Origin of the sequence: uncultured Ruegeria sp. (assembly GCF_947497005.1) — a bacterium.
Taxonomy (GTDB): domain Bacteria; phylum Pseudomonadota; class Alphaproteobacteria; order Rhodobacterales; family Rhodobacteraceae; genus Ruegeria.
Genome location: NZ_CANMFF010000019.1, coordinates 43,361 through 66,818, shown reverse-complemented (window position 1 = coordinate 66,818; position 23,458 = coordinate 43,361). Strand labels below are relative to the sequence as shown.

At 56.9% G+C, this 23,458-nt stretch carries 19 protein-coding genes; 13 read left to right on the top strand and 6 right to left on the bottom strand.

Annotated elements, in window-relative coordinates; translation table 11 throughout:
• Positions 1-79: 79 nt before the first annotated feature.
• Both Q0816_RS21285 and Q0816_RS21280 read right to left on the bottom strand, forming a co-directional pair.
• A complete protein-coding gene (locus tag Q0816_RS21285; protein WP_298854406.1) occupies positions 80-2,533 on the bottom strand; it encodes a tetratricopeptide repeat protein in 2,454 nt (817 codons plus the stop codon).
• Positions 2,534-2,603: 70 nt separating this feature from the next.
• A complete protein-coding gene (locus Q0816_RS21280) occupies positions 2,604-3,293 on the bottom strand; it encodes a sugar transferase (protein WP_298854404.1) in 690 nt (229 codons plus the stop codon).
• Positions 3,294-3,883: 590 nt separating this feature from the next.
• Between Q0816_RS21280 and Q0816_RS21275 the strand changes: the two genes are divergently transcribed.
• Genes Q0816_RS21275 through Q0816_RS21260 form a run of 4 tightly spaced genes read left to right on the top strand, consistent with a single transcriptional unit; the run spans position 3,884 to position 8,080 of the window.
• A complete protein-coding gene (locus Q0816_RS21275; RefSeq protein ID WP_298854402.1) occupies positions 3,884-4,807 on the top strand; it encodes an AAA family ATPase in 924 nt (307 codons plus the stop codon).
• Position 4,808: 1 nt separating this feature from the next.
• Positions 4,809-6,350: a lipopolysaccharide biosynthesis gene (locus tag Q0816_RS21270; RefSeq protein WP_298854401.1), complete on the top strand. Its 1,542-nt coding sequence runs from the start codon at positions 4,809-4,811 to the stop codon at positions 6,348-6,350.
• 31 nt (positions 6,351-6,381) lie between these two features.
• Positions 6,382-7,215 (top strand): CpsD/CapB family tyrosine-protein kinase, encoded by an 834-nt coding sequence (locus Q0816_RS21265; protein ID WP_298854400.1) that lies wholly within the window; start codon positions 6,382-6,384, stop codon positions 7,213-7,215.
• Entirely contained in the window at positions 7,196-8,080 is an 885-nt protein-coding gene (locus tag Q0816_RS21260) for a glycosyltransferase family 2 protein (RefSeq protein WP_298854398.1), read from the top strand. The genes Q0816_RS21265 and Q0816_RS21260 overlap by 20 nt, the downstream gene beginning before the upstream one ends.
• 61 nt (positions 8,081-8,141) lie before the next feature.
• Here Q0816_RS21260 and Q0816_RS21255 read toward each other — a convergent pair whose 3' ends face one another.
• Positions 8,142-8,708, bottom strand: a complete 567-nt coding sequence (locus Q0816_RS21255; RefSeq protein WP_298854396.1) for a VPLPA-CTERM sorting domain-containing protein — start codon at positions 8,706-8,708, stop codon at positions 8,142-8,144.
• Positions 8,709-9,339: 631 nt separating this feature from the next.
• Here Q0816_RS21255 and Q0816_RS21250 point away from each other — a divergent pair.
• The 3 genes from Q0816_RS21250 (at position 9,340) to Q0816_RS21240 (ending at position 12,750) form a co-directional block, all read left to right on the top strand.
• Positions 9,340-10,050: a methyltransferase domain-containing protein gene (locus Q0816_RS21250; protein ID WP_298854394.1), complete on the top strand. Its 711-nt coding sequence runs from the start codon at positions 9,340-9,342 to the stop codon at positions 10,048-10,050.
• Between the two features lie 184 nt (positions 10,051-10,234).
• On the top strand, positions 10,235-11,728 hold the full coding sequence (locus tag Q0816_RS21245) for a hypothetical protein (protein ID WP_298854392.1): 1,494 nt from the start codon (positions 10,235-10,237) through the stop codon (positions 11,726-11,728).
• Positions 11,728-12,750: a glycosyltransferase gene (locus Q0816_RS21240; protein WP_298854390.1), complete on the top strand. Its 1,023-nt coding sequence runs from the start codon at positions 11,728-11,730 to the stop codon at positions 12,748-12,750. The genes Q0816_RS21245 and Q0816_RS21240 overlap by 1 nt, the downstream gene beginning before the upstream one ends.
• A 38-nt stretch (positions 12,751-12,788) precedes the next feature.
• Here the strand turns inward: Q0816_RS21240 and Q0816_RS21235 are convergent, their stop codons facing one another.
• Both Q0816_RS21235 and Q0816_RS21230 read right to left on the bottom strand, forming a co-directional pair.
• Positions 12,789-14,174 carry a sensor histidine kinase gene (locus tag Q0816_RS21235; RefSeq protein ID WP_298854388.1) on the bottom strand — a complete coding sequence of 462 codons (1,386 nt, stop codon included), beginning with the start codon at positions 14,172-14,174 and terminating at the stop codon, positions 12,789-12,791.
• On the bottom strand, positions 14,164-14,829 hold the full coding sequence (locus Q0816_RS21230) for a response regulator transcription factor (protein WP_298854386.1): 666 nt from the start codon (positions 14,827-14,829) through the stop codon (positions 14,164-14,166). The genes Q0816_RS21235 and Q0816_RS21230 overlap by 11 nt, the downstream gene beginning before the upstream one ends.
• Before the next feature lie 157 nt (positions 14,830-14,986).
• Here Q0816_RS21230 and asnB point away from each other — a divergent pair, with 157 nt between their 5' ends.
• Positions 14,987-16,933, top strand: coding sequence for an asparagine synthase (glutamine-hydrolyzing) (asnB, locus tag Q0816_RS21225; RefSeq protein WP_298854384.1), 1,947 nt, complete (start codon positions 14,987-14,989; stop codon positions 16,931-16,933).
• Positions 16,934-16,946: 13 nt separating this feature from the next.
• On the opposite strand, the gene Q0816_RS21220 is transcribed toward asnB, so the two are convergent.
• Positions 16,947-18,431, bottom strand: coding sequence for an NAD(P)/FAD-dependent oxidoreductase (locus tag Q0816_RS21220; RefSeq protein WP_298854382.1), 1,485 nt, complete (start codon positions 18,429-18,431; stop codon positions 16,947-16,949).
• A 673-nt stretch (positions 18,432-19,104) separates the two neighbouring features.
• On the opposite strand from Q0816_RS21220, the gene rfbF reads away from it, so the two are divergent.
• The 5 genes from rfbF to Q0816_RS21195 are packed head-to-tail and all read left to right on the top strand — an operon-like array spanning position 19,105 to position 23,450.
• Positions 19,105-19,878: a glucose-1-phosphate cytidylyltransferase gene (gene rfbF, locus Q0816_RS21215; RefSeq protein ID WP_298854380.1), complete on the top strand. Its 774-nt coding sequence runs from the start codon at positions 19,105-19,107 to the stop codon at positions 19,876-19,878.
• Positions 19,860-20,945, top strand: a complete 1,086-nt coding sequence (locus Q0816_RS21210) for an NAD(P)-dependent oxidoreductase (RefSeq protein ID WP_298854377.1) — start codon at positions 19,860-19,862, stop codon at positions 20,943-20,945. The genes rfbF and Q0816_RS21210 overlap by 19 nt, the downstream gene beginning before the upstream one ends.
• Positions 20,942-22,174, top strand: a complete 1,233-nt coding sequence (locus Q0816_RS21205; RefSeq protein ID WP_298854375.1) for a class I SAM-dependent methyltransferase — start codon at positions 20,942-20,944, stop codon at positions 22,172-22,174. The genes Q0816_RS21210 and Q0816_RS21205 overlap by 4 nt, the downstream gene beginning before the upstream one ends.
• Positions 22,174-23,052 carry an NAD(P)-dependent oxidoreductase gene (locus tag Q0816_RS21200; RefSeq protein WP_298854373.1) on the top strand — a complete coding sequence of 293 codons (879 nt, stop codon included), beginning with the start codon at positions 22,174-22,176 and terminating at the stop codon, positions 23,050-23,052. Before Q0816_RS21205 ends, Q0816_RS21200 begins: the two co-directional genes overlap by 1 nt.
• Complete coding sequence (locus Q0816_RS21195) at positions 23,049-23,450, top strand: GtrA family protein (protein ID WP_298854371.1); 402 nt, start codon at positions 23,049-23,051, stop codon at positions 23,448-23,450. Before Q0816_RS21200 ends, Q0816_RS21195 begins: the two co-directional genes overlap by 4 nt.
• Positions 23,451-23,458 lie beyond the last annotated feature (8 nt).

The following is a 23,458-nucleotide window of genomic DNA, read 5'->3' as shown; positions in this document are numbered from 1 at the left end:
CCTACAGGATACAAAACAATCTGCAGCGAGTCTGATACACACAAGATGCGGCAGAAATGCAGCGGCGTCATCAGCTGTGTTAGTGGCTGGTGTCGGATGCAGCGCCCAGCTGTTCAATCTCGGTTTCAACCAATGATGCGATTTCTGTAGAAGCGCCGCCAAAAGCCCTGGCTTTGTGGAAAATGCGCAGAGCGTCTTCGTTCCGAGACAAAGCCGCGTATGTTTTTCCCAGATGATACAGAACCAGCGGATGCTCGGGAAATGCTGTCGCCGCAGATTCGAGATAGGTGACCGCCTCTTCATAATTTCCCATCCGGTAGGCCACCCAGCCGTATGTTTCCTGAAAGACCGGTTCTTGCGTGCCGCGCAGACGTTGCGCCAGAACCTGCGCACGCCGCAGACTCTCGTCATCGTCGCGATGTGTTGTCAGCAGGCTTGCGAGATTGTTGACCACAATCAGCGAGCGATTGGTGATCGGATAAAGCTTTTCGTATGTTGCGATTGCCTGATCCAGGTCCCCGGTGCGTTCGTAATCGGCCGCCTGCAGCATGAGCAGAGCCGGGCTTTCAGGCAGATTGGCCAGGGCCTCGGTCAAAATTTCTCTGGCCTGATCCGGCGCATTCCGTTCCGTTGCCAATCCGTGCAGCGCAATCCATGCCCGTGTTGTGGTCGGATAATCTTCGAGAATGACACGATAGAGCTGTTCCGCTTCGCCGCGTTTGTCTTCACCGATCAGGGCGCGGGCTTTGATCAGGCGGATTGGCAAAGAATCCGGATCTTCCGCAAGCAACTGGTCAAGGTGGGCAAAGGCTTCTGCTGTCTGCCCTTTTGTCAGCATCAGGCGAATAAGCGCGATATCGGCGGGCAAGCCAAATTCAGGATCAGCCGCCAACTCGTTCAGAAACGAGGTCAGCTCCTGTGTGCGTTGCTGTGCGGCCAGCATATGGGCCCTGAGTTCATTCGCAGCGCGCCGTGTTTCCGGGCTGTCCAGATCCCTGATGGCAAGAAGTACGGTTTCCAGGCGGTCCCAATTCTGCATGCTCAGATAAACCTCACCCAACAGCAGCAGAAGCTCGGAATGGTCCGGGGTCTGGCGCAGGGCATGGGTCAAAACACGCTCGGCGATCTCCAGGTCGCCGTCCGCGATCAGAAATCGGACATAGCGCAGTGTTTCGTCCGGCGCATTACCGGAAATTTCTGTCGCCAGGGCCAGCATCTCGCCCATCAGCTCCCTGTCTCCATTACGCTCATGCGCCTGGGCCATCAGTGTCATCAATTGCGGATCGCGGGGCGCCTGACCCAGCGCTTCGCGCAAAAGCACAATCGCATCGCCGGTCTTGTCCTCGTCAATCAGCCATGACGCCTTGAACTTGAGCGCGCCAACCTGGGCGGCATCCTCTGACAGGACGTTTTCAACCAAAGCGCGGGCTTCGTCGGGTTTGCCGGACTGGAACAGCATGAGAGCAAACTCTACCTCACTGGCCCGGGTCTGTATATTTCTTTCCGCCCCTTCAAGCAGCGCCCGCATCTCGGTGATCGCGGCGTGTTCATCACCCGATCGGAATTTCAGCGCTGCACGCACCGTCTTGAATTGGAACGTGTTCGGGCCATTCCGGGCGATGATCGTATCCAGCTCGGCAATTGCCGCTGCTGAGTCGCGGTTATCGTTCAGAAAGGCGATCAGCCGCTGTGTCGGCATGTGGTCTTCAGCGAGCGGATCCACCTCGGCCCGCAGCATCAGTTCTGCCGCATCCAGATTTCCCCGGTCGATATAATGTTGCACAAGCAACTGCTCGACGCCCTCATCGTCAGGGAATGTCACGGCCATCTGCTTGAGAAATGCCTCGATCTCAGCAGGCATATCCAGTTCCTGAAGGGCGCGGAGCCGGATTCCATAAAGGCTTTCTTCCAATGGATCGGTGGCTATGGCCACCTCTGTTTCCTGCAGAACGCCGGACCAGTCCTCATCACGGATCAGATGATCAATTACGATCTGGCGCGCGGTCATCAGTTCCGGGTGGCTTTTGATCATCCCCCGGGCCTTATGGACGGTGACGTCCACACCTGCGAAATCTCCGTTCCTGACCGCATCGGTATAGGTCAGCATATTGTTGATGGATTTGATTTCCATATCATCCGGAGCCAGAGTACCCGCCACTGCGCCGTGACGTCTGACATCTTCCCAATTGCCCAATTCCAGAGCCATCTCGGCAAGGTTGCGGTGACCCTCAAGGTTGTCCGGATACTGTTCTACCAGCCGCAGATACTGACCATATGCAACCGAGATGTTGCCACGCTCACGCTCCAGCCTGGCAAAGGTCAGCCGGGCTTCTTTGTGCTCGCCATTGAGATTGAAGACATTCCTGAACTCAACAAGTGCGCGCTCGACATCACCGGCTTCCAGATGGGCAAGCCCTGCCTGAAAATGCGCTTCGGCCCGTTCCTCGGCCGAGTCGCACGCGCTCAGCAAGAGCGTTGCCGCAAAAAAGGCGACAAGCAGTCGTGCACCAATAGGAGGTACGATCCAGCTCATTGCTGTTCTCCCGCAAAATTTATGAAAAAAGCATACAGCCAATCAATCTGTTCGGTCGCACGGCCCGTTCTCAGCAGCCCGTGCCGCGCAAAACAACAAGAATGGTCCGGAACACGATTGAAACATCCGTACCGAACGACATGCTTTTCCAATATTCGGTATCGTGAAACGCGCGCTCAGCAAATGTGGACTGGTTGCGCTTTGAAACCTGCCAGGGTCCCGAAAGGCCGGGGCGCATGGCGGTATAGAATTTTCCAGGATACATTTCTTTCTGGTTCACCATCATCGGGCGGGGGCCGACCACGGACATTTCACCGATAAAAACGTTCCAGAACTGCGGCAGTTCATCCATCGAGGATTTGCGCAGCAAAGTTCCGAATTTGATGATCCGCGGGTCATTGCGCAGCTTCTGATCGCGGTCCCATTCTTCCTGGGCTTCGGGATTCGTTGCCAGATGCTCTTGCAGCACGGTTTCAGCATCATGCACCATGGTACGCAATTTAAGCATCTTGAAGGCTTTGCCATTCTTGCCGACCCGTTCCTGCCGGTAAAACGGGGTCACGCCCTGACACGCAAGGAACGCGGCCAGCAACAGCACCGCCGGCACGACAAAAGGCGCTGCAAGCACTGCGAATGCTATGTCAAAAAGACGCTTGCCACCGCTTCTGTAGATCCCGGGATATGACACCGAGGCAGGTACAACAGAAATACCGGAGTAGCCCGCGCCAGCGTTGGCCACTTCTTTCGAATGACTTGTCACTATTTAAACCCCCAACACACACAATTACTCACGAACCACTCACCAAACTCACGAACAAAACACGCTCGGCCTCAACTACATATGATTAAAATCTTATATTTCTATACCACTTCGGCCCTGCGCTTACTCGCCCGCGAGGCCACTTTCCCGTAGCCAAGTGTTAACAAATTCCACCTGCCTTGCAAAACATTAATGCTGGCAAACATGTTCTCTGACCACTGAATAGAAGCGTTTTCTAACGGTATCGTGAAACTGCACCCGGCTGATCCGTCGCAAATTCATGAATTTTCGTTTCCTCCAGGGACACAATGGATGGAATTTTGATTCTTTGGATTTGATTTCGCCCTCCAGAATCCCTTTTTTGATCTGTGATCACATCGGGTTATGGTCGCATCTTTCCCGGGCAATCACTGAGGACGTGACGGAAACAATCACATCAAATACCTCCGATTGAGAGGGCGGGCAGGTCAATTCACCGCGTGTGCAGTTTAGTGATGCCTGCTATCTTGATTTTATGGCAAGGTAGTACCCAAGTACGTTTTGTTTATGTGATGTGTTCGTTGTGTAAGGGATTTCTGGTGGTTCAGAGTATGAGTTTGGATAATCTCCGGGGGGCCAGTGCGAGGTTTGACAAGGCGGAAGGCAACCGAGGTGCAATGGCGTCCAGTGACGGGTTTTATCTAGATTATTTCGGGCTTGACCGGCGGCCCTTCACGCTGCTTCCGGATCCCGGATTCATGTACTGGTCACCGCTGCACAAACGCGGTTACTCGGTGCTGCAATTCGGCGTCATGAGCTGCGCCCCCATCACGGTGCTGACCGGAGAGATCGGGGCCGGGAAAACAACCCTGGTGCAGCATCTGCTGAGCGAAATGGAAGATTCGATCACCGTTGGGCTGATCTCGAATGCACAGGGCGGTCGCGGAGAATTGCTGCAATGGGTCCTGCACGCGCTGGGTCTGCCGATTGAGGCGGATGCAAGCTATGTCCAGATATTCCGGGCGCTGCAGGATTTCCTTGTCGCGGAATACGCCGAAGGTCGGCGGGTGGTTCTGATCTTTGACGAAGCGCAGAACCTGACTGTCGAAGGGTTGGAAGAAATCCGGATGCTGACCAATATCAACTCGAACACGGATGAGCTGATCCAGCTTGTTCTGGTGGGCCAGCCCGAATTGCGCGACATGGTTCTGGATCCAAAAATGCGTCAGCTGACGCAGCGCGTCGCCGCAAGCTTTCACCTGGAACGGATGGATGAGCCGTCGGTCGAAGCCTATATCAGGCACAGGATGAAAACGGCGGGCGGTTCAGGGGACGAGTTTTCGGAAGAGGCCTGCAAGCTGATTTTTCAACAGACCCGCGGGGTCCCGCGCCTGGTCAACCAATTTTGCGATTTCGCCCTGCTTTACGCCTGGACAAATGAAGCGGATAAAGTCGATGAAACCATCATCAATCAGGTGGCTGATGATGGTGTATTCTTTGGCGGAAATTCACTCGAGAAAGAACTGACGGTCTAAGATGGGTCCTGTACGCTATTATTTCTCCATTTTCCTCAGACGGTTTCCGTATTTTCTGATCGTCGCCCTGATCGTGTCTGTTGCGTCCTTCATTGTCGCCAGATCACTGCCTGCCACATATGTTTCGACGATGCGCCTGATTGTTGAATCGCCTCAGATTCCGGGTAATCTGGCGGCCAGTACCGTCACGACACCTGCGGCGGAACAGCTTCAGATCATCGAACAACGCCTGCTGACCCGTCCGGTCCTTCTGGAGATAGCACGTGAGTTTCAGGTTCTGCCCAACCAGGATGAGGCAAGCCCTGACCAGATTGTCAAAGCCATGCGCAAGAACACCTCGATCTGGACTTCTGGTGGTCTCAATCAGGCCAACCTGATGACAATCAGTTTCGAGGCACGGACCGGCCAGATCGCGGCTGGCGTATTGAATGCATATCTGACGGAGATCCAGAAACTGGATGTCGCGTACCGCAAGGAACGCGCGACCGACACGCTGGCCTTCTTTCAGCTGGAAGTTGACCGCCTGAGCAACGAGCTGAGCAGGCGCAGCGCCCGCATTCTCGAGTTCAAGAATGACAATTCTGATGCGCTCCCCGACAGCCTGCAATTCAGGCTGGCTCAGCAAGGAGCGTTGCAAACCAATCTTGAACAGACCGATCAGCAGATATTTTCCCTTAAGTCGCAGCGGGAAAATCTCATGAGTATCTTCAGCTCGACAGGGCAGGTTGTCCCCCCCCCACAGCAAAACCAGACCCCGGCACAACAACAGCTAAGTCAATTGCAATCACAGCTCGACAATCAGCTCGTGGTCTATTCCGAGAACAGCCCCCAGATCAAACTGCTCCGCGCCAGAATCGAAAAGCTTGAGCAGGTCGTGGCCGCCGAGCAAGCGACCGCCCCCACCTCACCCAACACACAGACAGGCAATTCAACTCTGGATCTACAACTGGCTCAGGTCGACTCGCAGATTTCTGCGCTCGAAGATCAGCGCCGCGTGACCCAGAACCGGCTCGACGCGCTGACCCTGACGATTGACCAGACCCCCGCCAACGCCATCACGCTTGCAGAATTGCAGCGCGAGCACGACAATATACAAAACCAGTATAACGTCGCGATCAGCCGGCTAGCCGAGGCCTCGACCGGAGAACGGATCGAAGTCACGTCCCAGGGGCAGCGTATTTCCGTCATTGAACACCCGTCCACACCAACCGAACCGGCCAAACCGAACCGATTGATGATCGCCGGAGGGGGGGCCGCCTTTGGCATCGCACTGGGGCTGGGACTTGTGGTTCTGCTGGAGATCCTGAACCGGTCCGTACGTCGGCCCGAAGATTTGATCAGCAAGCTTGAAGTCTGGCCGATTGCCACCATTCCCTATGCCCCGTCACGCGGCGAAGTGATCATGCAACGAACCGTATGGGGTGGCATTATATTGGCCATTCTGGTCGGAGTTCCCGCAGCGGTTTGGGCGGTGCACATCTATTACCTGCCCCTCGATCTTATTGCAGAGAGAGTCATGGATAAGCTGGAGACCTTCTGGTGAGTATTGTTTCGATTGATTTGGTGGAAATGTAATGGACCGTCTTCAGCAAGCGATTCAGAAAGCGCGTGAAGAACGCAACAGTCGGCAGCAATCTCAGCCTGTGCCTGCCGCAGAAATTCAACAGCCCCCGACACCGCAGGAAAGCGCCGGGGAAGATATTTGGCTGAGTGTGCCCGAGATACAGATCGAGCAGCGCCTCATCTCGCGCAACCGGTTGATGTCATTCCATGGCGGCGCAGACGCATCCCCTTATGACATGCTGCGCACCAAGATGCTGCAGCAGACTCTCTCCAATGACTGGCACCGGATCGCACTGACATCCCCTTACAGCGGATGCGGCAAAAGCACGACGACCGCCAATCTGGCCTTCAGCCTGGGGCGGCAGGACGAATTGCGCACGATCGTGATCGATTTCGACATGCGGCGTCGAGGGCTGGCCGAGATCCTGAAACAAACCGGCAGCCACAGCATGGCAGACGTTATTCAGGGGAAGGTACCGTTCCACGAACATGCATTGCGTTATGGGAACAATGTGCTCTTCGGGTTAAATTACGCATCGACACGCAACCCGGCGGAAGTTCTGCAAAGCCGACGGGCAATCGAATTTCTTGAGCAGCTCGAGGCGGACTACAAACCCGACATCATTCTGTTCGACACGCCCCCCCTGATGATGAGCGATGACAGCCACGGATTTCTCAGGAATGTCGATTGCGCCCTGCTTCTGGCGGCGGCCGAAGAGACCAGCATAGATCATATCGACGTTGCCGAGCAGCAACTGGCGGGATTGACCAGCGTCATGGGGATCGTGTTGAACAAATGCCGGTACATCAGCGGGACGTTTGGCAATGAGTACGGATCCTACTGACGCAGCTCCGATCGATGCGGTGATCATTCCCCATTACAATGATCTGCCCCGGCTGGAGCGGTGCCTTCTTGCCCTGAGAGAGAATGATCTGACGGCGACGGAAGTCATCGTTGTCGACAACAATTCTCCGGTATCGCTGGAGGCGATACGGCAGTCCTTTCCCGAAATGCGTTTTGTCACCGAACACCAAAAAGGTGCAGCTCATGCGCGCAACCGTGGGGTTGCCGAGACCACGGCACAGCGGTTGTTCTTCATCGATGCCGATTGTGTGCCCGCGCCGGACTGGTTGACCGTCGGGCGACAGGTCGCGGATCAGGCCGATCTGATCGGCGGCCGGGTGGATGTTTTTGACGAAACCCCGTCACCCCGCAGCGGTGCCGAAGCGTTCGAGGCTGTTTTTGCATTCAACTTCCGCAGGTATATCGAGGTTCAGGGGTTTTCCGGTGCGGGCAACCTGTTGACCCGGCGGGATGTGTTCGATGCGATCGGCGGCTTCATCAACGGTGTATCGGAAGATCGGGAATGGACCATGCGCGCGGTCGCACGGGGTTATAACCTGATATACCGGGATGACTTTCGCGTCAGCCATCCATCCCGGCAGGATTGGCCCGCGCTCAAAGCCAAGTGGCGGCGCACGACACAAGAGGCGTATCTGCTGCATGGCACCAATCCCGGTGCGCGGCTACGGTGGGCAATCCGGGGGTTGGCCATGCCCGCCAGCGCGATCGTGCATACGCCAAAGGTCATCTCCAGCGACAAGCTGGCCTCGGCAGGCGAAACATGGCGGGCGATCTCCACATTGTTCCGGCTCAGATGCCAGAGGATGATCTGGATGCTGCATCAGGCAACGGGCGGCAACATCTGACCAAAAGAAAAGGGACCGTGAAAACGGCCCCTTGCTTTGTCTGTCAGGTTTGTGTGTCCGCTCAGGCGGCCTTGCGGCGGCGCGTCAGAGCCAAACCGCCAAGCGCAGTCAGAAGCAGCAAACCACCGGCGGGCAGCGGAACCGGAGCCACGTCGAAGTCAAACGTAACCGGAACCAGGTTACCATTGGAATCTGTCGCCCCTTGAGAGTTGGCCCAGCTGAACACTAAGTTCTGGCTTAGGGTGTTCGGGCTGACACTGCTGAACAGTGTGCTGAGTGTTGTCTGAACACCGCCCAGAACAAACGTCGATGCCAAAACGTTGGCAGGGTTCAATGCGTCGACCCAGCTCACCGTCAGACCTGTGAACGTACTCAGCAAATTGATGGTGATCGAAGCGTTCGCAACACCAGAAAGAGGATCAATGGGCGACTGGAAGTTGATTGCGTACGATCCCGGTCCACCCATTGTGGAAACCGTACCAGAGAAGAGCGTGTCGGAGGTGATGTCATATCCACCCCCTGCCAGAGGGCCGCCACCCGCTGACACCGAGGTCAGCGCACTGGCCGATCCGGCCATCATTACAGCAGCAACAACCCCTGCCGCCATCATTTTCAAACTTCTAAACATACAAAGTCCCACCTTTGATTTTTATACACACAACCCGCTCGAAATCCCGGCAGGGCACCTACTGCAAACATTAATAATTCATTTCTATTTGATTGCGAAGGATTTTCCTCGGAACTGTGGCTTTTTTTTGGCGCAATGCCCCTTTGGCCAGCACAATAAGTTCATTGATTACAGTTTGTTTCTTTAACGTGAACCAGAATCGCCCAAATAAGGCGAATCTGCGTCTGGAAAAACATGCCGACTTCCAGCGATTCCGAGCGTTCTGGCACGGCACCACACATAATCCGAGCAGGTTTAAACGGTGCAAAACTGTACTCGATCTCTCCGCGATAAGGTGCAACCGAAACAACCTTTTCACATGGCGCGCGCCTGCGTGCCGCACAGGGCGGGAAACAATGCAAATCATTTCGATGCACTGTCCATTTTCAGCACTTCACAAAGGACCAGCAGACCACGCCAGAAGAGAAAAAGACCAGAAACCCGGGGGCGGCCATATTTCTCCTTCGACGACCCGAAAGTTTCGTGTAGCCTTGGACTGTTATTGTACCAAGTTCAGGCACGCATCCTCAATCGGAAGTTGTTTTTAGCCGTTTGTTCCTTGTGCCTGCCTATTAGCGAGGAGACGTTACGCATGGGTGTTGGCCAGAACATAGCCGCTGAGAATGCGAACTGGACCTTTGGGGGCGATGTTCCCGATACGTTTGTAGACCACATCAAATTATCTGTTCCTCTTTACGAAATGGGCCACGGCCTGATCTGTCAGGTTTCGGATTTTTTCGTCCGCAATGACAGCCTTTGTTATGAAATCGGCACATCGACAGGTGAATTGATCCGCAAGCTGGCAGAACATAATGCCGGAAAGCCGGATGCGCGCTGGATCGGCATCGATGTCGAACCCGAAATGGTGAAAGTCGCCGAAGCTCATTGTGCGGATGTCCCGAACATTTCCATTCTTCATGACGATGCCCGTCATATGGAGATGGAAAAGGCGGACATGATCGTCAGCTATTATACAATGCAGTTCATCCCGCCCCGGTACCGGCAAGAACTGTTCACCAAGATCTACAACACCCTGAACTGGGGTGGTGCGTTTGTCATGTTCGAAAAGGTCCGGGGGCCGGATGCGCGGTTTCAGGATCTTGTGACCCAACTCTATAACGAGTTCAAAATCGGCCACGGGTTCTCAAGCGAAGAAATTGTCGAAAAGGCGCGCAGTCTGAAAAGCGTGCTGGAGCCGTTTTCCACCCAGGGCAATCTGGATCTGCTGGGCCGGGCCGGCTTCAAGGATGTGATGAGCATTCAGAAATATATTTGTTTTGAAGGTTTTCTTGCGATCAAATGATTGCTTAGCGCGATTTCGGGCGATGGCCATAGTAGAACTCGGCCCCACAGCCCGCTGTACGGAGGCAGCCAGAAACGCTGATGAACATGTCTGTTTCGAATCTCGATAACATGCGCCCAAGCATCGGGCGCAGTCCGGGCACGACCGCATCCTGCGTGACCGGACCAAATGCTGCGGAAACGACATGAGCGTATCGATGCCCTCAGACAAGCTGTCCTGGCAGACCCGGTCGGTCCTGCTGGTCGTACTGGCGGGTCTTGCCTGTCTGTCCGTGTTTCTGATCAACGGCGGTCCGCTCTATTACTTTGACACAGGCAGTTACATTCGACAGGGCAGCGTGGCCCTGAACAGCCTGCTGCCGCCGGTGAACGAGACCACCACGACGGGCGGCACGTACACCGCAGATGATGACGGGACTGCAACCGGCTCCCGCTCGCTGATCTATGGCCTCATCATAGCTGCGTTTTTTCGCGCCGACGCCCTTTACGCTGTTCCGATCATCCATCTGGCTGCCACGTTTTTTGCGGTCTGGTTGCTGGCCCGGACGGCCGGCCAATCTCTGGACGGCACCCAGAACACAATGCTGATGACCGCAATCCCCCTTCTGGCGGCGGCCAGCACCTCTTTGCCGTTTTACATCGCCTATATGATGCCGGATATTTTTGCCCCGGTGTTGCTGATCGTGATTGCCTCACTGACGGCTTTTGGGCGGATAATGCAGACCTGGGAGCTTTTGCTGATATCCGCTCTGGCCCTGTTCAGCGCACTTCTGCACCCGTCTCATCTGGCGGTTGCAGCGTTGATGATCCCCTTTGTGGCTTTGGCAGCGCTCAGCGAGAAACGATCGCGGCGCTGGCGTGCAACGATCCTGATGATGATGGTTCTGGCACTGGCACTGGCCGAGCGTAAGGCGTTTCAGGTCACCGTGGAAATCGCTACCAACAAAGAGGTCGTCTATACGCCGCATATCACCGCCCGGCTCATCGTTGACGGGCCGGGGATGGATTATCTGAGTGATGTCTGCCCGGATGCAGATATACCGACCTGCGCGCTGTATGAGGCGCTTTCATGGTCGGATGACCCTTACAGACTGACCCCATCCCATATCATTTTCGAGCGCTCCTCCCGGTTGGGATCATTCCGGCTGCTGTCGCCGGAAGAGCAAAAACAGGTGGCGCTGGCGCAGCAGGACTTTGCCAAGGCGGTCTTCCTGTCCAGACCGATTGCGACGTCTTTCGCATTGGCCAGAAACGGCTATCATCAGGTATTGCGCCATAGCATCACCATGACGATCCCGACAGATGTGGAGCTGGAAAACGCCCGCTGGCTGGCCAGAATGGAAGACACGCGGCCCGATATGTTGCAGGGCGGTTTGTTATCTCGGGACAGGGCCTGGATCGAAACCATCGATATCGTGCATGGCGTGATCTATGCCGTGTCTTTTGCCTTTATCGTCTTTGTTTTGCTCCGGCCGGGTCGTGTATCGCGGGACATGAAGCTGTTTGCGCTGTTCATCCTGATCGGAATCGCAGTCAACGCACTGGTCTGTGGCGGGGTCTCGCAACCCGCAGACCGATATGGCGCCCGCGTGATGTGGTTATTGCCCTTTACGGCCGCCTTTCTTTTTCTTGTTCAACGTTCATCAGCGCCGCAAGATACGGCCGGAGAAGCCCCGTGATGTCAGATCAATCCCCTTCCATCAGCGTGGTCATGCCCGCCTATAACGCCGAACATCTGCTGCCGCGCGTTTTGCCGCCATTGATTGAAATGCTGAATACCGGGCAGGTACAGCAGGTTCTGGTGGTGGATGACCAGTCCCCGGACGGCACCGCGGCGCTGGCCCGGGAAATGGGCGCGACCGTTCTGACCACCCCGGTCAATGGCGGCCCAGGTGCCGCCCGCAATCTGGCGGCGCAGCAGGCCACGGGCGATATTCTGTGGTTTGTGGATTCCGATGTCATCGCCTGGCCGGACGGGCCGGACCATATTCGCCGGGCGATGTCCGAAGACAATGTAGGCGCCGTGTTCGGATCTTATGACGATGCTCCGGACGGGCAGGCCTGGTTTTCACGCTACAAGAACCTTCTGCATCGCTATCACCATCAGCGCGCCCGCCGCGAGGCGCGCACCTTCTGGGCCGGGTGCGGCGCCATCCGGCGCGATGTGTTTCTTGAGGTTGGCGGGTTCGACGTGAAAACCTATGAGGTCCCCTCGATCGAGGATATCGAACTGGGCTATCGGATCGCGGGCACCGGTCGCCGCATCCTGGTCGAGCCGCTTTTGCAGGGCAAGCATCTGAAAGTCTGGACCATCCGCAACAGCCTGAGCACGGATATCTTCTGTCGCGCCCTGCCCTGGGCCCGGCTGATGATCTCGCGCGAGGGGCTGACGGATGACCTGAACACCTCAATGGCTGAACGCGCACGGGCCGCAATTGCCGGGCTGCTGTTGCTGTCGCTTCTGGCCCTGCCGTTCTGGCCCGGAAGCTGGCCTTTGCCTTTTGTGTTACTGGCTGCGGCCTTTGTCGCCAATCTCGATCTGGTCCGCGCCATGTCCGGGCATGACGGGCCGTGGTTTGCGTTCAAATGTCTGCTCTACCATCAGGTCTATTACGTCTACTCGGCCACCATCTATGTCTGGTGCCTGTTCGAATATCACATGCTGGGAAGACGACAGAACTTATCGGTCAGGCGCAGTTAGCCTGTCCGGTTTCACCTGCCGAAAACCGGGTAAACCGATCAATTTGTCCTGCGTAAGTTTCCTTTGAGGGGCCGCGTTCCGGATTTTCTGTAAGCTTCGATTTGCCCGGGCAGCGTTACCGAAACGCGCGCACCACCCAGAGAGGATGTCCCGATATTGACGGATCCGCCGTAAAGCTCCGCGATATCCTGCACAATCAAAAGCCCCAGCCCATGCCCTTCGGGCTCATCATTGCCGTCTTTCCGGGCCGGAACCTCTGATTTACCCGTCCCCATGCCGGGGCCGTCATCCTCGACACTCAGAGTGAACATGCCCGGTTCGGGTGTTGCGACGGATATGCGCACACGGCTTTTGGCCCAGAGACAGGCGTTTTCAAGCAGATTGCCCAAAATCTCCTGAATATCGGCCTCTTCACCCCAAAAGATGGTTCCGGCGTCTATACTGTTTTCGATACCCGGCATTCTGTTTCGAAATGTGATGCCAAGCGCAAACGTCACATCTTCGGCGCTGGCGTGCACCGGAGAGGATTTTCCATAGGGGCGTTCGGTACGGGCACGGCTGAGGTTGCGTTTGATCACACCGGTCATACGCCCCACAAGATCCGTTATCTGTTCTCCTCTGTCTCCCTCAAGCTCTTCGGCGACGCGCGCCAATGCCGCCAGCGGCGTTTTCAGGCCATGAGCCAGTTCTGCATTTTTTCGACGGTGTTTCTCGATGATCGTACCGTTGCGCCAGTGCAGCTCGCGCAATTCCTCAACCACGGGAACCAGATCGGGGGGCCATTTCTGATCGTCTATGATGGTGTCGCTTTTGCGCATGGCCTTTACAGATTTGCTGAGCCGCTTGAGCGGCACCAGCCCCCTGTTCACGGTGATGTAAACCGAAACCGAAACCAACATGGCAAGGCCAAAGAAAATCAATGCAATCAGTTTTCCCGCCCGGCGGATCTCTTCCGTGACATGCATCAGCGGAGCCGCAATCCGGAAGGTCAATGCCTCATCCGGTTCCGCCCCGGGGAACGCAGCCCGCTTTCCGCGCAGAACATCTCCGCCCGGGATGACAAAATTCCCTCCGGCTTCCGGGACAGCCAGAACCCGGCTTTCTGCGGTAACAGGACCAAGAGACGGGGATTGAATCAGGATTTCGTCAGACCCGTCGCGCGTCAGTTGCCAGAACCATTGCTCACTGGTCAGATCGTAAGGGCTTTGCCCGACGCTCTGGAGTATTTCAGCCCGTGCCCCGTCATAGGCGATCCGTCTGGCTTCGATCAACAGGTCCTGCCCAAGCAGTAAGTCCATTTCGCCGATTTCATGAGCTCGATAGACCTGAATGCAGATCATGGCCCCGATACCCAATATGGCGCAGCAGATCGCGATCGTGGCAATCGAAACGCGACGGGGGATCGTGGCCCAATTATGCGTCATCTACCGGAATCCGATACCCATGCCCCCGCACGGTTTCCACCATCCCCGCCGAAGTTTTCCGCCGCAAACGTGAGACAAGGACATCAATGACGTTTGATTGCAGATCCATATCCTCGGCATAGATATGTTCGATCAGATCTGCCCGGCTGACGACAGATCCCGCATGCCGGGCGAGATGCTCCAGCGCCCGAAACTCGAAAGCGGTCAGCGACACGCCGCGCCCCTTGAAAAAGGCGGCTTTTTCATCCGGCAGAACCGAGAGATCTCCGACATTGATCGAGGGTGTACCGCGCCCGCTTGCACGGCGCACCAGAGCTTCAAGCCGCGCCAGAAGCTCTTCCGAATGAAACGGCTTTGACAGGTAATCATCAGCCCCGCTGCGCAATCCGGAAACGATATCGTTCCAGCTGTCACGCGCCGACAGGATCAGAACCGGCGCGGCCACATTTCGGCTGCGCCATTCCCGCAGGATCGACAACCCGTCCAGCCCCGGCAGCCCCAGATCCAGCACGATTGCATCCCAATCCTCGGTCTCTCCCAGAAACAGCACGTCATTGCCGTTTCCTGACAGTCTTACGATATCACCCCGGGCACGCAGCAAACGTTCAAGATCACCGCCCAGTGTATCGTCATCTTCCGCAACCAGTACCTTCATAAACCCTCATACGGGACAAACGGCCCAAACATGAACACAGCATGACAAGACCCGACATGCACCGTTCACCCCCGCTTTTATATATTTCACCTGATCGGTTGTCGAAAGCGATCCGTTTCCGGAATGGAAATTTAGTTTTAACGATTTGAGGTGCCGGATGTGCGGTCTGTTTGGAATCTTCCCAGAGAATACAAGCTCGTCTCCTGATGTCACACGGCTTCGTCAAAGTGGCTTCGCCATTCGGCACCGCGGCCCCGATGCCAGCAAAATTCTGAGCGAGCCCGGCCTTGGCCTAGCCCACCAGCGTCTGTCTCTGGTTGATACCGACACCCGGTCGGACCAGCCATTTGCGGATCCGACCGGGCGTTACATCCTTGTCTACAATGGTGAAGTCTACAATTTCAGAACCCTGCGTTCCGAGCTTGAGGCATTGGGTGTTCCGTTCCGCACAACCTCGGACACCGAAGTGGTGCTGCACAGCCTGATCCAATGGGGCGAAGACGCGCTTGCCCGGTTCGATGGCATGTTCGGGCTTGCCTTTATCGACCGACAGACACACCGGGTTCTGCTGGCCCGGGACCGGTTCGGCATGAAGCCTCTCTATTGGATGCAAGGTATGACCGAGCAAGGCCCCGCCTTTCTGTTCGGTTCAGAAATCAAGGCCTTCGAGCCCTGGATAACCCTGCAGCCCAATGTCGACTCGATCGCGGCTTACCTGATGAAATTCGGTGGCCCGACCAGCGGCCCGACCTTCTATCAGGGGATCCGCAGTCTGACACCCGGCACCTATCTGTGGCATGACGGATCAGGCAATATCGACATCTCGTCTTTCTTCCACTTGACCGATTTTCTCGACCCCGATGAAATGGCCCGTCTTGATGGCCTGTCGGCTGCGGATATCGTCGATGAATATGCGGATCTCATGCATAAATCCGTGGCCTCGCATTTATTCGCGGATGCACCGGTTGGCGCGTTTTGTTCAGGTGGGGTGGATTCATCCCTGATCGTCGCCATCGCAGCGGCCCAGCATCAGAACATCGCCCTGTTCCACGCCAATGTGAAAGGGGCCTGGAGCGAGGTGAACGCGGCCTCGGAACTGGCCAAAAGCCTGAAACTTGATCTGCATGTCGTGGAAGCCGAAGAGCAGGATTTCGTCGACATGATACCGCGTGTGATGCGCCACTACGAATACCCGTTTTCCTATCATCCCAATTGCGCGCCGCTGATGATGATCGCCCAGCTCGCGGCGGATTCGGGGATCAAGGGACTGTTGTCCGGCGAAGGGTCGGATGAGCTGTTTCTGGGCTACCCGTGGCTTGGCCGAAAGCGCCTGACAGATGGGTATGACCGGATGATCGGAGGGCTGGCCTCGGCGATACGGGCCCTGCCGGGGATTGGTCCGATCCTGGCGCCTGACCGGATCGGAAACATGGAAAGCGTCCGCAACATCCTGAATGGTCGCGAGATGGCGAGTGATAAGCTGGCTGTGACCAATAGCCTGGCACAGCTGCCTCGCAAATTTCAGGAAAATGGCAGACAATGGTCGCTGGATTACATGCACCACCATCTGCGGACGCTTTTACATCGCAACGATACAATGGGCATGGCTGCCGGAATCGAAGCGCGGTTCCCGTTTCTGGACACCCAGGTTGCCCGTTTTGGGGTCAATCTGCCAACGCGCTACAAACTCAGAAGATCTCCGTTCGTTTTTGAAAAGGCCCATCCCTTTATCCGCGATAAATGGGTGGTCCGGGAAGTTGCCAACCGCTATATCCCCAACAACCTGAGCCAGCGCATCAAGATCGGCTTCTGGACGACGGTGTTTCAGCGACTTGATATCCGACCGGATTACTTCAGAAATGCCCATCTGGGGGATCTTTTCAGCCTGACCCGAGCACAGGTAGCAGAGACAATTGAAGAGGCCAGCCCGGACCTTCGGTTACGGCTTCTGTTGACCGAGGTGTGGCTGCGATGCCGGCTGGATCACCAGGACGAAGATCGCGAAATCAGCAGATTACGCGATCATGTCAGCATCCGGCCGGACAGATTCCGCCCCAAACCCGCCCCGGTCAAAAAACCTGTAGGCGCGGCGGTCCGCAATTGAAGGCCGCCCCTCCTCAGAGAGCCGTGCTTTTGCGGACGGCTGTTTGCGGGGCAGCCTTCTTCTTGGGCTTGGATTCAAACTCTTCGTGATAAGAGCGCTCAACATTGACATCCCAGACGTCATGATTTTCGCCCAGGATATTGCGCGCCGCGTACATCGCCGACAGCATTGAATGATCTTGGTTGTTGTAGCGGTGCAAACCATTGCGACCCACAGTCTGGAAGTTTTCCAACGTCTTCAGCCAGTCGCTGACCGTGTCCAGGGCGTCCTTGTATTCGCTGTCATAGACCGGATAAGCCTTGGGCTGCCGGATAACTGCGTGATCGATGACATCGCTGGCCTTGGCCAGACCAAGCTTTTCAAGCTCTTCACTGGCAAGATGCCTGAGGTCTTCGTCGCTTGACGACCACAACCCGTCACCCTTCTGGCAGAAATACTCCATCCCGATCGAGGCGGTGTTCTGATCGGGCAGCATTTCTGCGGACCAAGCCCGGAAATTCTGGATACGGCCAACCTTCACCTGCGGGCTGTGGATGTAAATCCAGTTGTCCGGGAACGGGTCTGCGTGATCCAGGATCAGGGTCACGATCAGGAAGTCACGATACCGCAGACGGTCTGCCGCCTCGACAACTTCGGGCGGCGGCGGCGGATCAAAAGCGTGGATCAGATCGCGCACCGCCATCGAGTTGATGAACTCTGCGCCCTCCACCCGCTCGGTGTGCTTTTCGCCATCCTCGGTCCAGTGGCGCACATCGATCGAGGTGACGCGATTGCCATCGCGGTTCACCTGGATCACTTCGGAATGGGTTTCGACCGAACCGCCCTTTTCCCCGATCAGATCGCGGGTCTTTTCCCACATCATACCGGGCCCCAGACGGGGATATTGGAATTCCTCGATCAGGCTGGCCGTGTCATTGGCCCCGGAAATCGCGTTCCAGACCGCCTTGGGCAAGGACAGGTTCTTGATCCGCTGCGCGGCCCAGTCGGCGCGGATTTCCGACGGCGGAATACCCCAGACCTTCTTTGTATAGCTGTGGAAGAAATGCATGTAGAGCCGTCCGCCGAAACGGTTGATTACCCATTCTTCGAACGTGTCTTCCTGCGGCTTCGGCCGCAGCTTCCATTTGATGAAGCTGCCGACAATCTTATACGTCTCGTAAGGGCCAATATTGCCAAGAGCGTTGAAGATACGCAGCGGGTAATCGTAGAACTTGTTGCGATAGAAGATGCGGCTCAGACGTTGTACGGTGATGAAATCATCCCCCATCACCTCGTGCCACATATCCTCGACTTCGCGCACCTTGGTAAAAAACCGGTGGCCGCCAATGTCAAAGCGGTAGCCCTTATGCGTTTCGGTACGCGAGATGCCACCAACCATGTCCGAGGCCTCAAAGACCCGGGGAACATGTGTATCGCTCAGTTTCTGAAGTTCATAGGCTGCTGTCAGCCCTGCGGGGCCACCACCAATGACGACAACGGGAACAATATCTTTTTTCAAATGACTAACACCCATACCAAAACACTGACCTAAGGCTACAAGAGGTTCTCTGGGATTCACAACAAAATCCTGTCACTTCCTGAAACAGGGCTTCTGCGCTTTGAGGTCCATTCCCTCTGCGCAGAAGAACCAGCCATCCGGTTTGACGAACCGCACCCGCGCCTCTTTGTGCAAATTGATGACAGACCCGAACCGGATCGCCTGTCCCGAAAGCCGGTTCCGACTTTGCGGAACCGTTGGTCTTACACACGGCCGAAAACAGTTTACGCTTTCCTCAATACCCTGAATCATAACGATGATTTCTGACCAGCACAGCCCTGTCAAAATACCTCCCCGGAAATAAAACATACTTCAGACCCGCACATCTCTGATACGACGGGCTTCACTTGAAGCATGACCGTTTTTTTACGCTGCCTCTGTGATGTCCTTCACTGTATTGGCGGGCCGAAAGGGCGCATCAACAATGCTGTGACTTTTCTCGCATTGTGCATGGTTGAGCGCCAGAGCATCAGGAAATTCAGCGCCTCATGACTCGTCGTCCTGTGAATCTTGACACGATGGCAGTGCTGCCGTCCTAATGCATGCGAATGTTTAGAAAAGCTCAGATATATCGGGTCTGGGTTAAAACGAGTGAATTGGTAGCCAGTCTCGTTGTTAACGAGGGAGCAATTTGATGAAATGCGTTATTCTGGCCGGTGGCTTAGGAACCCGGCTCAGCGAAGAAACCGTCAAGATTCCAAAGCCCATGGTCGAGATCGGCGGCAAACCGATCATCTGGCATATCATGAAAATCTACGCGACCCACGGCATCACGGATTTCATCGTCTGCCTCGGCTACAAGGGCTACGTGATCAAGGAATACTTCGCGAATTTCTTTCTGCACAGCTCGGACGTCACGATCGATCTGGCCAATGGCGGGCTTGAGATTGCAAACAGCAAATCGGAACCCTGGCGCGTGACACTGGTCGACACCGGCGAGGACAGCCAGACCGGAGGGCGGCTGCGCCGTGTCATGCATCTGCTCAAGGATGAAGAGGCCTTTTGCATGACCTATGGCGACGGGGTCGGGAATATTGATGTCAGTTCGCTGGTTGCCTTCCACAAGAGCCACGGCAAACGCGCCACTCTGACGGCAGTCGTACCGCCGGGGCGTTTTGGCGCGCTGGAGCTGGCTGGCGACCAGATCGAACGCTTTGCCGAAAAGCCGGGCGGGGATGGTGGTTTTATCAATGGCGGGTTCTTCGTGCTGCATCCTTCGGTTGCTGAACTGCTGGACGAGGACGGCGCGATCTGGGAACGCGCCCCGCTTGAAACCCTGGCCGCAGACGGCGATCTGATGGCGTTCCGCCATAAAGGCTTCTGGCAGCCGATGGATACGCTCCGCGACCGGCGGCAGCTTGAAGCGCGCTGGCAGGAAGGCAATGCTCCATGGAAGGTCTGGGAATGACGCTGGGTTCGGCTCCGAAAATTATCCTGCTTGGCAATCTGGGCTATATTGGCCCGGTCGTGGCGGCGGCCTTGCGGAAATCTTACCCCAACGCCAATCTGATCGGCCTTGACCCCGGATTTTTCTCGGACCGGCTGACCACACATGATGCGTGGCCCGAACGGGTTCTGAACCAGCAGATCATCGCGGATATTCGTGACATTGACGCCTCGCTGTTTCAGGGGGCCGATGCGGTTGTTGCGTTGGCCGCCATCTCGAACGATCCGATGGGCGCGCGGTTCGAAACCGTCACCACCGAGATCAATCAGGTCGCCATCGTCCAGGCGGCACATCTGGCCGCCGAAGCCGGAGTATCACGCTTTGTGTTTGCCTCCAGCTGCTCGGTCTATGGCTTCGCCGAAGGCGATGCGCGATCCGAGGATGCGCCCCTGAACCCGCTGACCGCTTATGCCCGCAGCAAAATCGGGACCGAGCGCGCGCTTGAGGCCATGGATACGCCCGGGATGCTGCGCACCGCGTTGCGTTTTGCCACCGCCTGCGGGCCGTCGCCCCGGCTGCGGCTGGACCTGGTGCTGAACGACTTTGCCGCCTGCGCCACCACCGCAGGCAAGATCACCGTGCTCAGCGATGGCAGCCCGTGGCGGCCACTGATCGATGTCCGCGACATGGCGCGGGCCATCGACTGGGCGATCACCCGGACCGAGGATGCCGGGGGCCAGTGGCTGGCGGTAAATGCCGGGTCGGATGTGTGGAATTACCAGATCCGCGATCTGGCGCAGGCCGTGGCCGAAGCGGTCCCCGGGGCCAGCTATTCGATCAATCCCGATGCCTCACCCGACAACCGGTCGTACAAGGTCGACTTTTCGCTCTACAAACAACTGGCACCCGAACATCAGCCGGTTCAGACGCTTGAAGGCACCATCCGGGATCTGTTGCAATTGCTGAACGATATCAACTTTGGCGACGCCGATTTCAGGTCATCCCCGCTGATGCGGTTGAAAGCGCTCGAAGAGCATATCCGCACTGGCACGCTGAGCGAGGATCTGCGCTGGAGGATGCCGCAATGACACACCCCGCTTGCCGGAGCTGTGGCGCAGCCCTGACCCAGACGCTGGTCGATCTGGGGCTTTCACCGCTAGCCAATTCCTATGTCCCGCCCGAGCGCGCGGGCACGGCCTGTCCGCGATATCCGCTGCATGCCTGGGTCTGCAACGACTGCTATCTGGTGCAGGTCGAAGATGCGGTACCGGCGGACGAGATTTTCAATGCCGATTACGCCTATTTCTCCAGCTATTCGGACAGCTGGCTGGCCCATGCCAAGGCCTATGTCGAAAAGATGGTCGACCGGCTTGATCTGGGACCAGATGATCTGGTGATCGAGATCGCCTCGAATGACGGATATCTGCTGCAGTATTTCGTCGAGAAAGGCATCCCGGTTCTGGGGATCGAGCCTTCGGGCAGCGTGGCGGCAGCGGCCGAAGAAAAAGGCGTGCGCACGCTGGTCGATTACTTTGGCGAGGCACTGGCCCGGAAGGTGGCCGAGACCGAGAAACCTCCGTCCCTGATCGCATCGGCCAATGTGCTGGCACATGTGCCCGATATCAACGATTTCGTCACCGGAATCGCCACCCTGCTGACGGGTGATGCGGTCTATACGGTCGAATTCCCGCACCTTCTGAACCTGATCAACGAAGTGCAGTTCGACACGATCTATCACGAACATTATTCCTATCTGTCGCTGCTGGCGGTCGAGAAGGTCTTTGCCAAAGCGGGCCTGCGCGTCTTCGACGTCGAAGAACTGCCCACCCATGGCGGTTCGCTGCGGGTGTTCGCCTGCCTTGAGGATGCCAGCCACCCCGAAGGGCCCGGTCTGGCCAAGGTCCGCGCCGATGAGGCGGCAGCCCGGTTCGACCAGCCAGAAGGCTACATGAATTTCACCACGCAGGTCGAAGCGCTGCGCGACGGGTTGCTCGCCTTCCTGCGTGCGACAAAGGCCCGGGGCGACACGGTTGCCGCTTATGGGGCGGCTGCCAAGGGCAACACGCTGCTGAACTATGCCGGGATCGGCCCCGATCTGATTTCCTACTGTGTTGACCGCAACCCGGCCAAGCAGAACACGCTGCTGCCTGGCAGCCATATCCCTGTGCATGGGGTCGAAGCCCTGCGCGAGGCCCCGCCCGATTACGTGCTGATCCTGCCCTGGAACATCCGGGATGAGGTCACGGATCAACTGTCCGACCTGAAGGCGCACGGTACCCGGTTCGTAACCGCCGTGCCGGAGGTCAGGATCAGCTGATGGCACAGGTTCTGCTGACCGGCGCAACCGGATTGATCGGGCGCGCGACAGTCCCGGCTCTGACAGAGGCGGGCCATGAGGTGGTGACGCTGGGTCGCGACCCGGCAAACGACATCACCTGCGATCTGCTGGACCCCAGCGCCACCACGACAGCCCTTGAAACAGCCCGCGCCAGCCATCTGGTTCATCTGGCCTGGCATGACGGGCCGCGCGACCGCTGGGCTTCCCCGGCCAATCTGGACTGGATGGCCGCCACGCTGCATCTGGTGCGGGAATTCGCGCGCACAGGCGGCCAGCGCGCAGTCTGCGCCGGAAGCTGTGCCGAATATGATTGGTCTGTGCCGGACCTGGCCGAAACCAGCCCCCTGCGCCCCCGCACCCTTTATGGGGCGGCCAAGGCCGGGGCCGGTCTGGCACTGTGCGCGGGCCAGCAGACGCTTGGCCTGTCCTTGGCATGGGCGCGCATCTTTTTTGTCTACGGGCCGGATGAGCCGCAGGGCCGACTGTTTGGCGATCTGATTTCAAACCTCGGGGCAGGACGACCGGTTGATTGTACCGATGGGCGGCAGGAACGGGATTTCCTGCATGTCGATGATCTGGCCCGTGCCTTGTTGCGCGTGCTGGAAAGCGATCTGACCGGTCCGGTCAATGTTGCCAGCGGTGTCGCAATCCCGGTGCGGGATTTGATTGAAGAGGTCGCAAACCAGATGCACCACCCCGATCTGATCCGGCTGGGGGCCATCGCCCGCGCCCCCGATGACCCGCCCCGGCTGGCAGCGGACGTGACCCGGTTGCGGGACAAGACCGGTTTTATGCCACAATATGACATTCCGTCCGGAGTCGCCCGGTGTCTTCGGTTAAAGGAGGAGGCCGTATGAAATCTTCATCTTTTCTACGCAAGCAATCCTTCATGCTTTTTGCTCTGGTCGGTATTGTGAATACGGCCTTTGGGTATGCGGTTTTTTCTGTTCTGAGCCTGTCGGGATTGCCGGCACAGGCGGCTCTTGCGATCTCGTTCGTCATCGGCGTGGCGTGGAATTTCATGACCCACGCCCGGATTGTGTTCGACACCAAAGGGTTCAGGAAATTGCCCTTCTACCTGCTGGCCTATGTCATGGTTTACGGTTTCAACGCCTTTTCGCTCGAAGCTCTTCTGATCGCAGGGCTGCATCCGATCGTTGCACAAGGTCTGCTGGTTCTACCTGCTGCCGTTCTGGCCTTCATCCTTGTTTCCCGGGCGCTGACCGATCGCTTCCCGTGGCAGTCGGAGGTCTGATATAATGC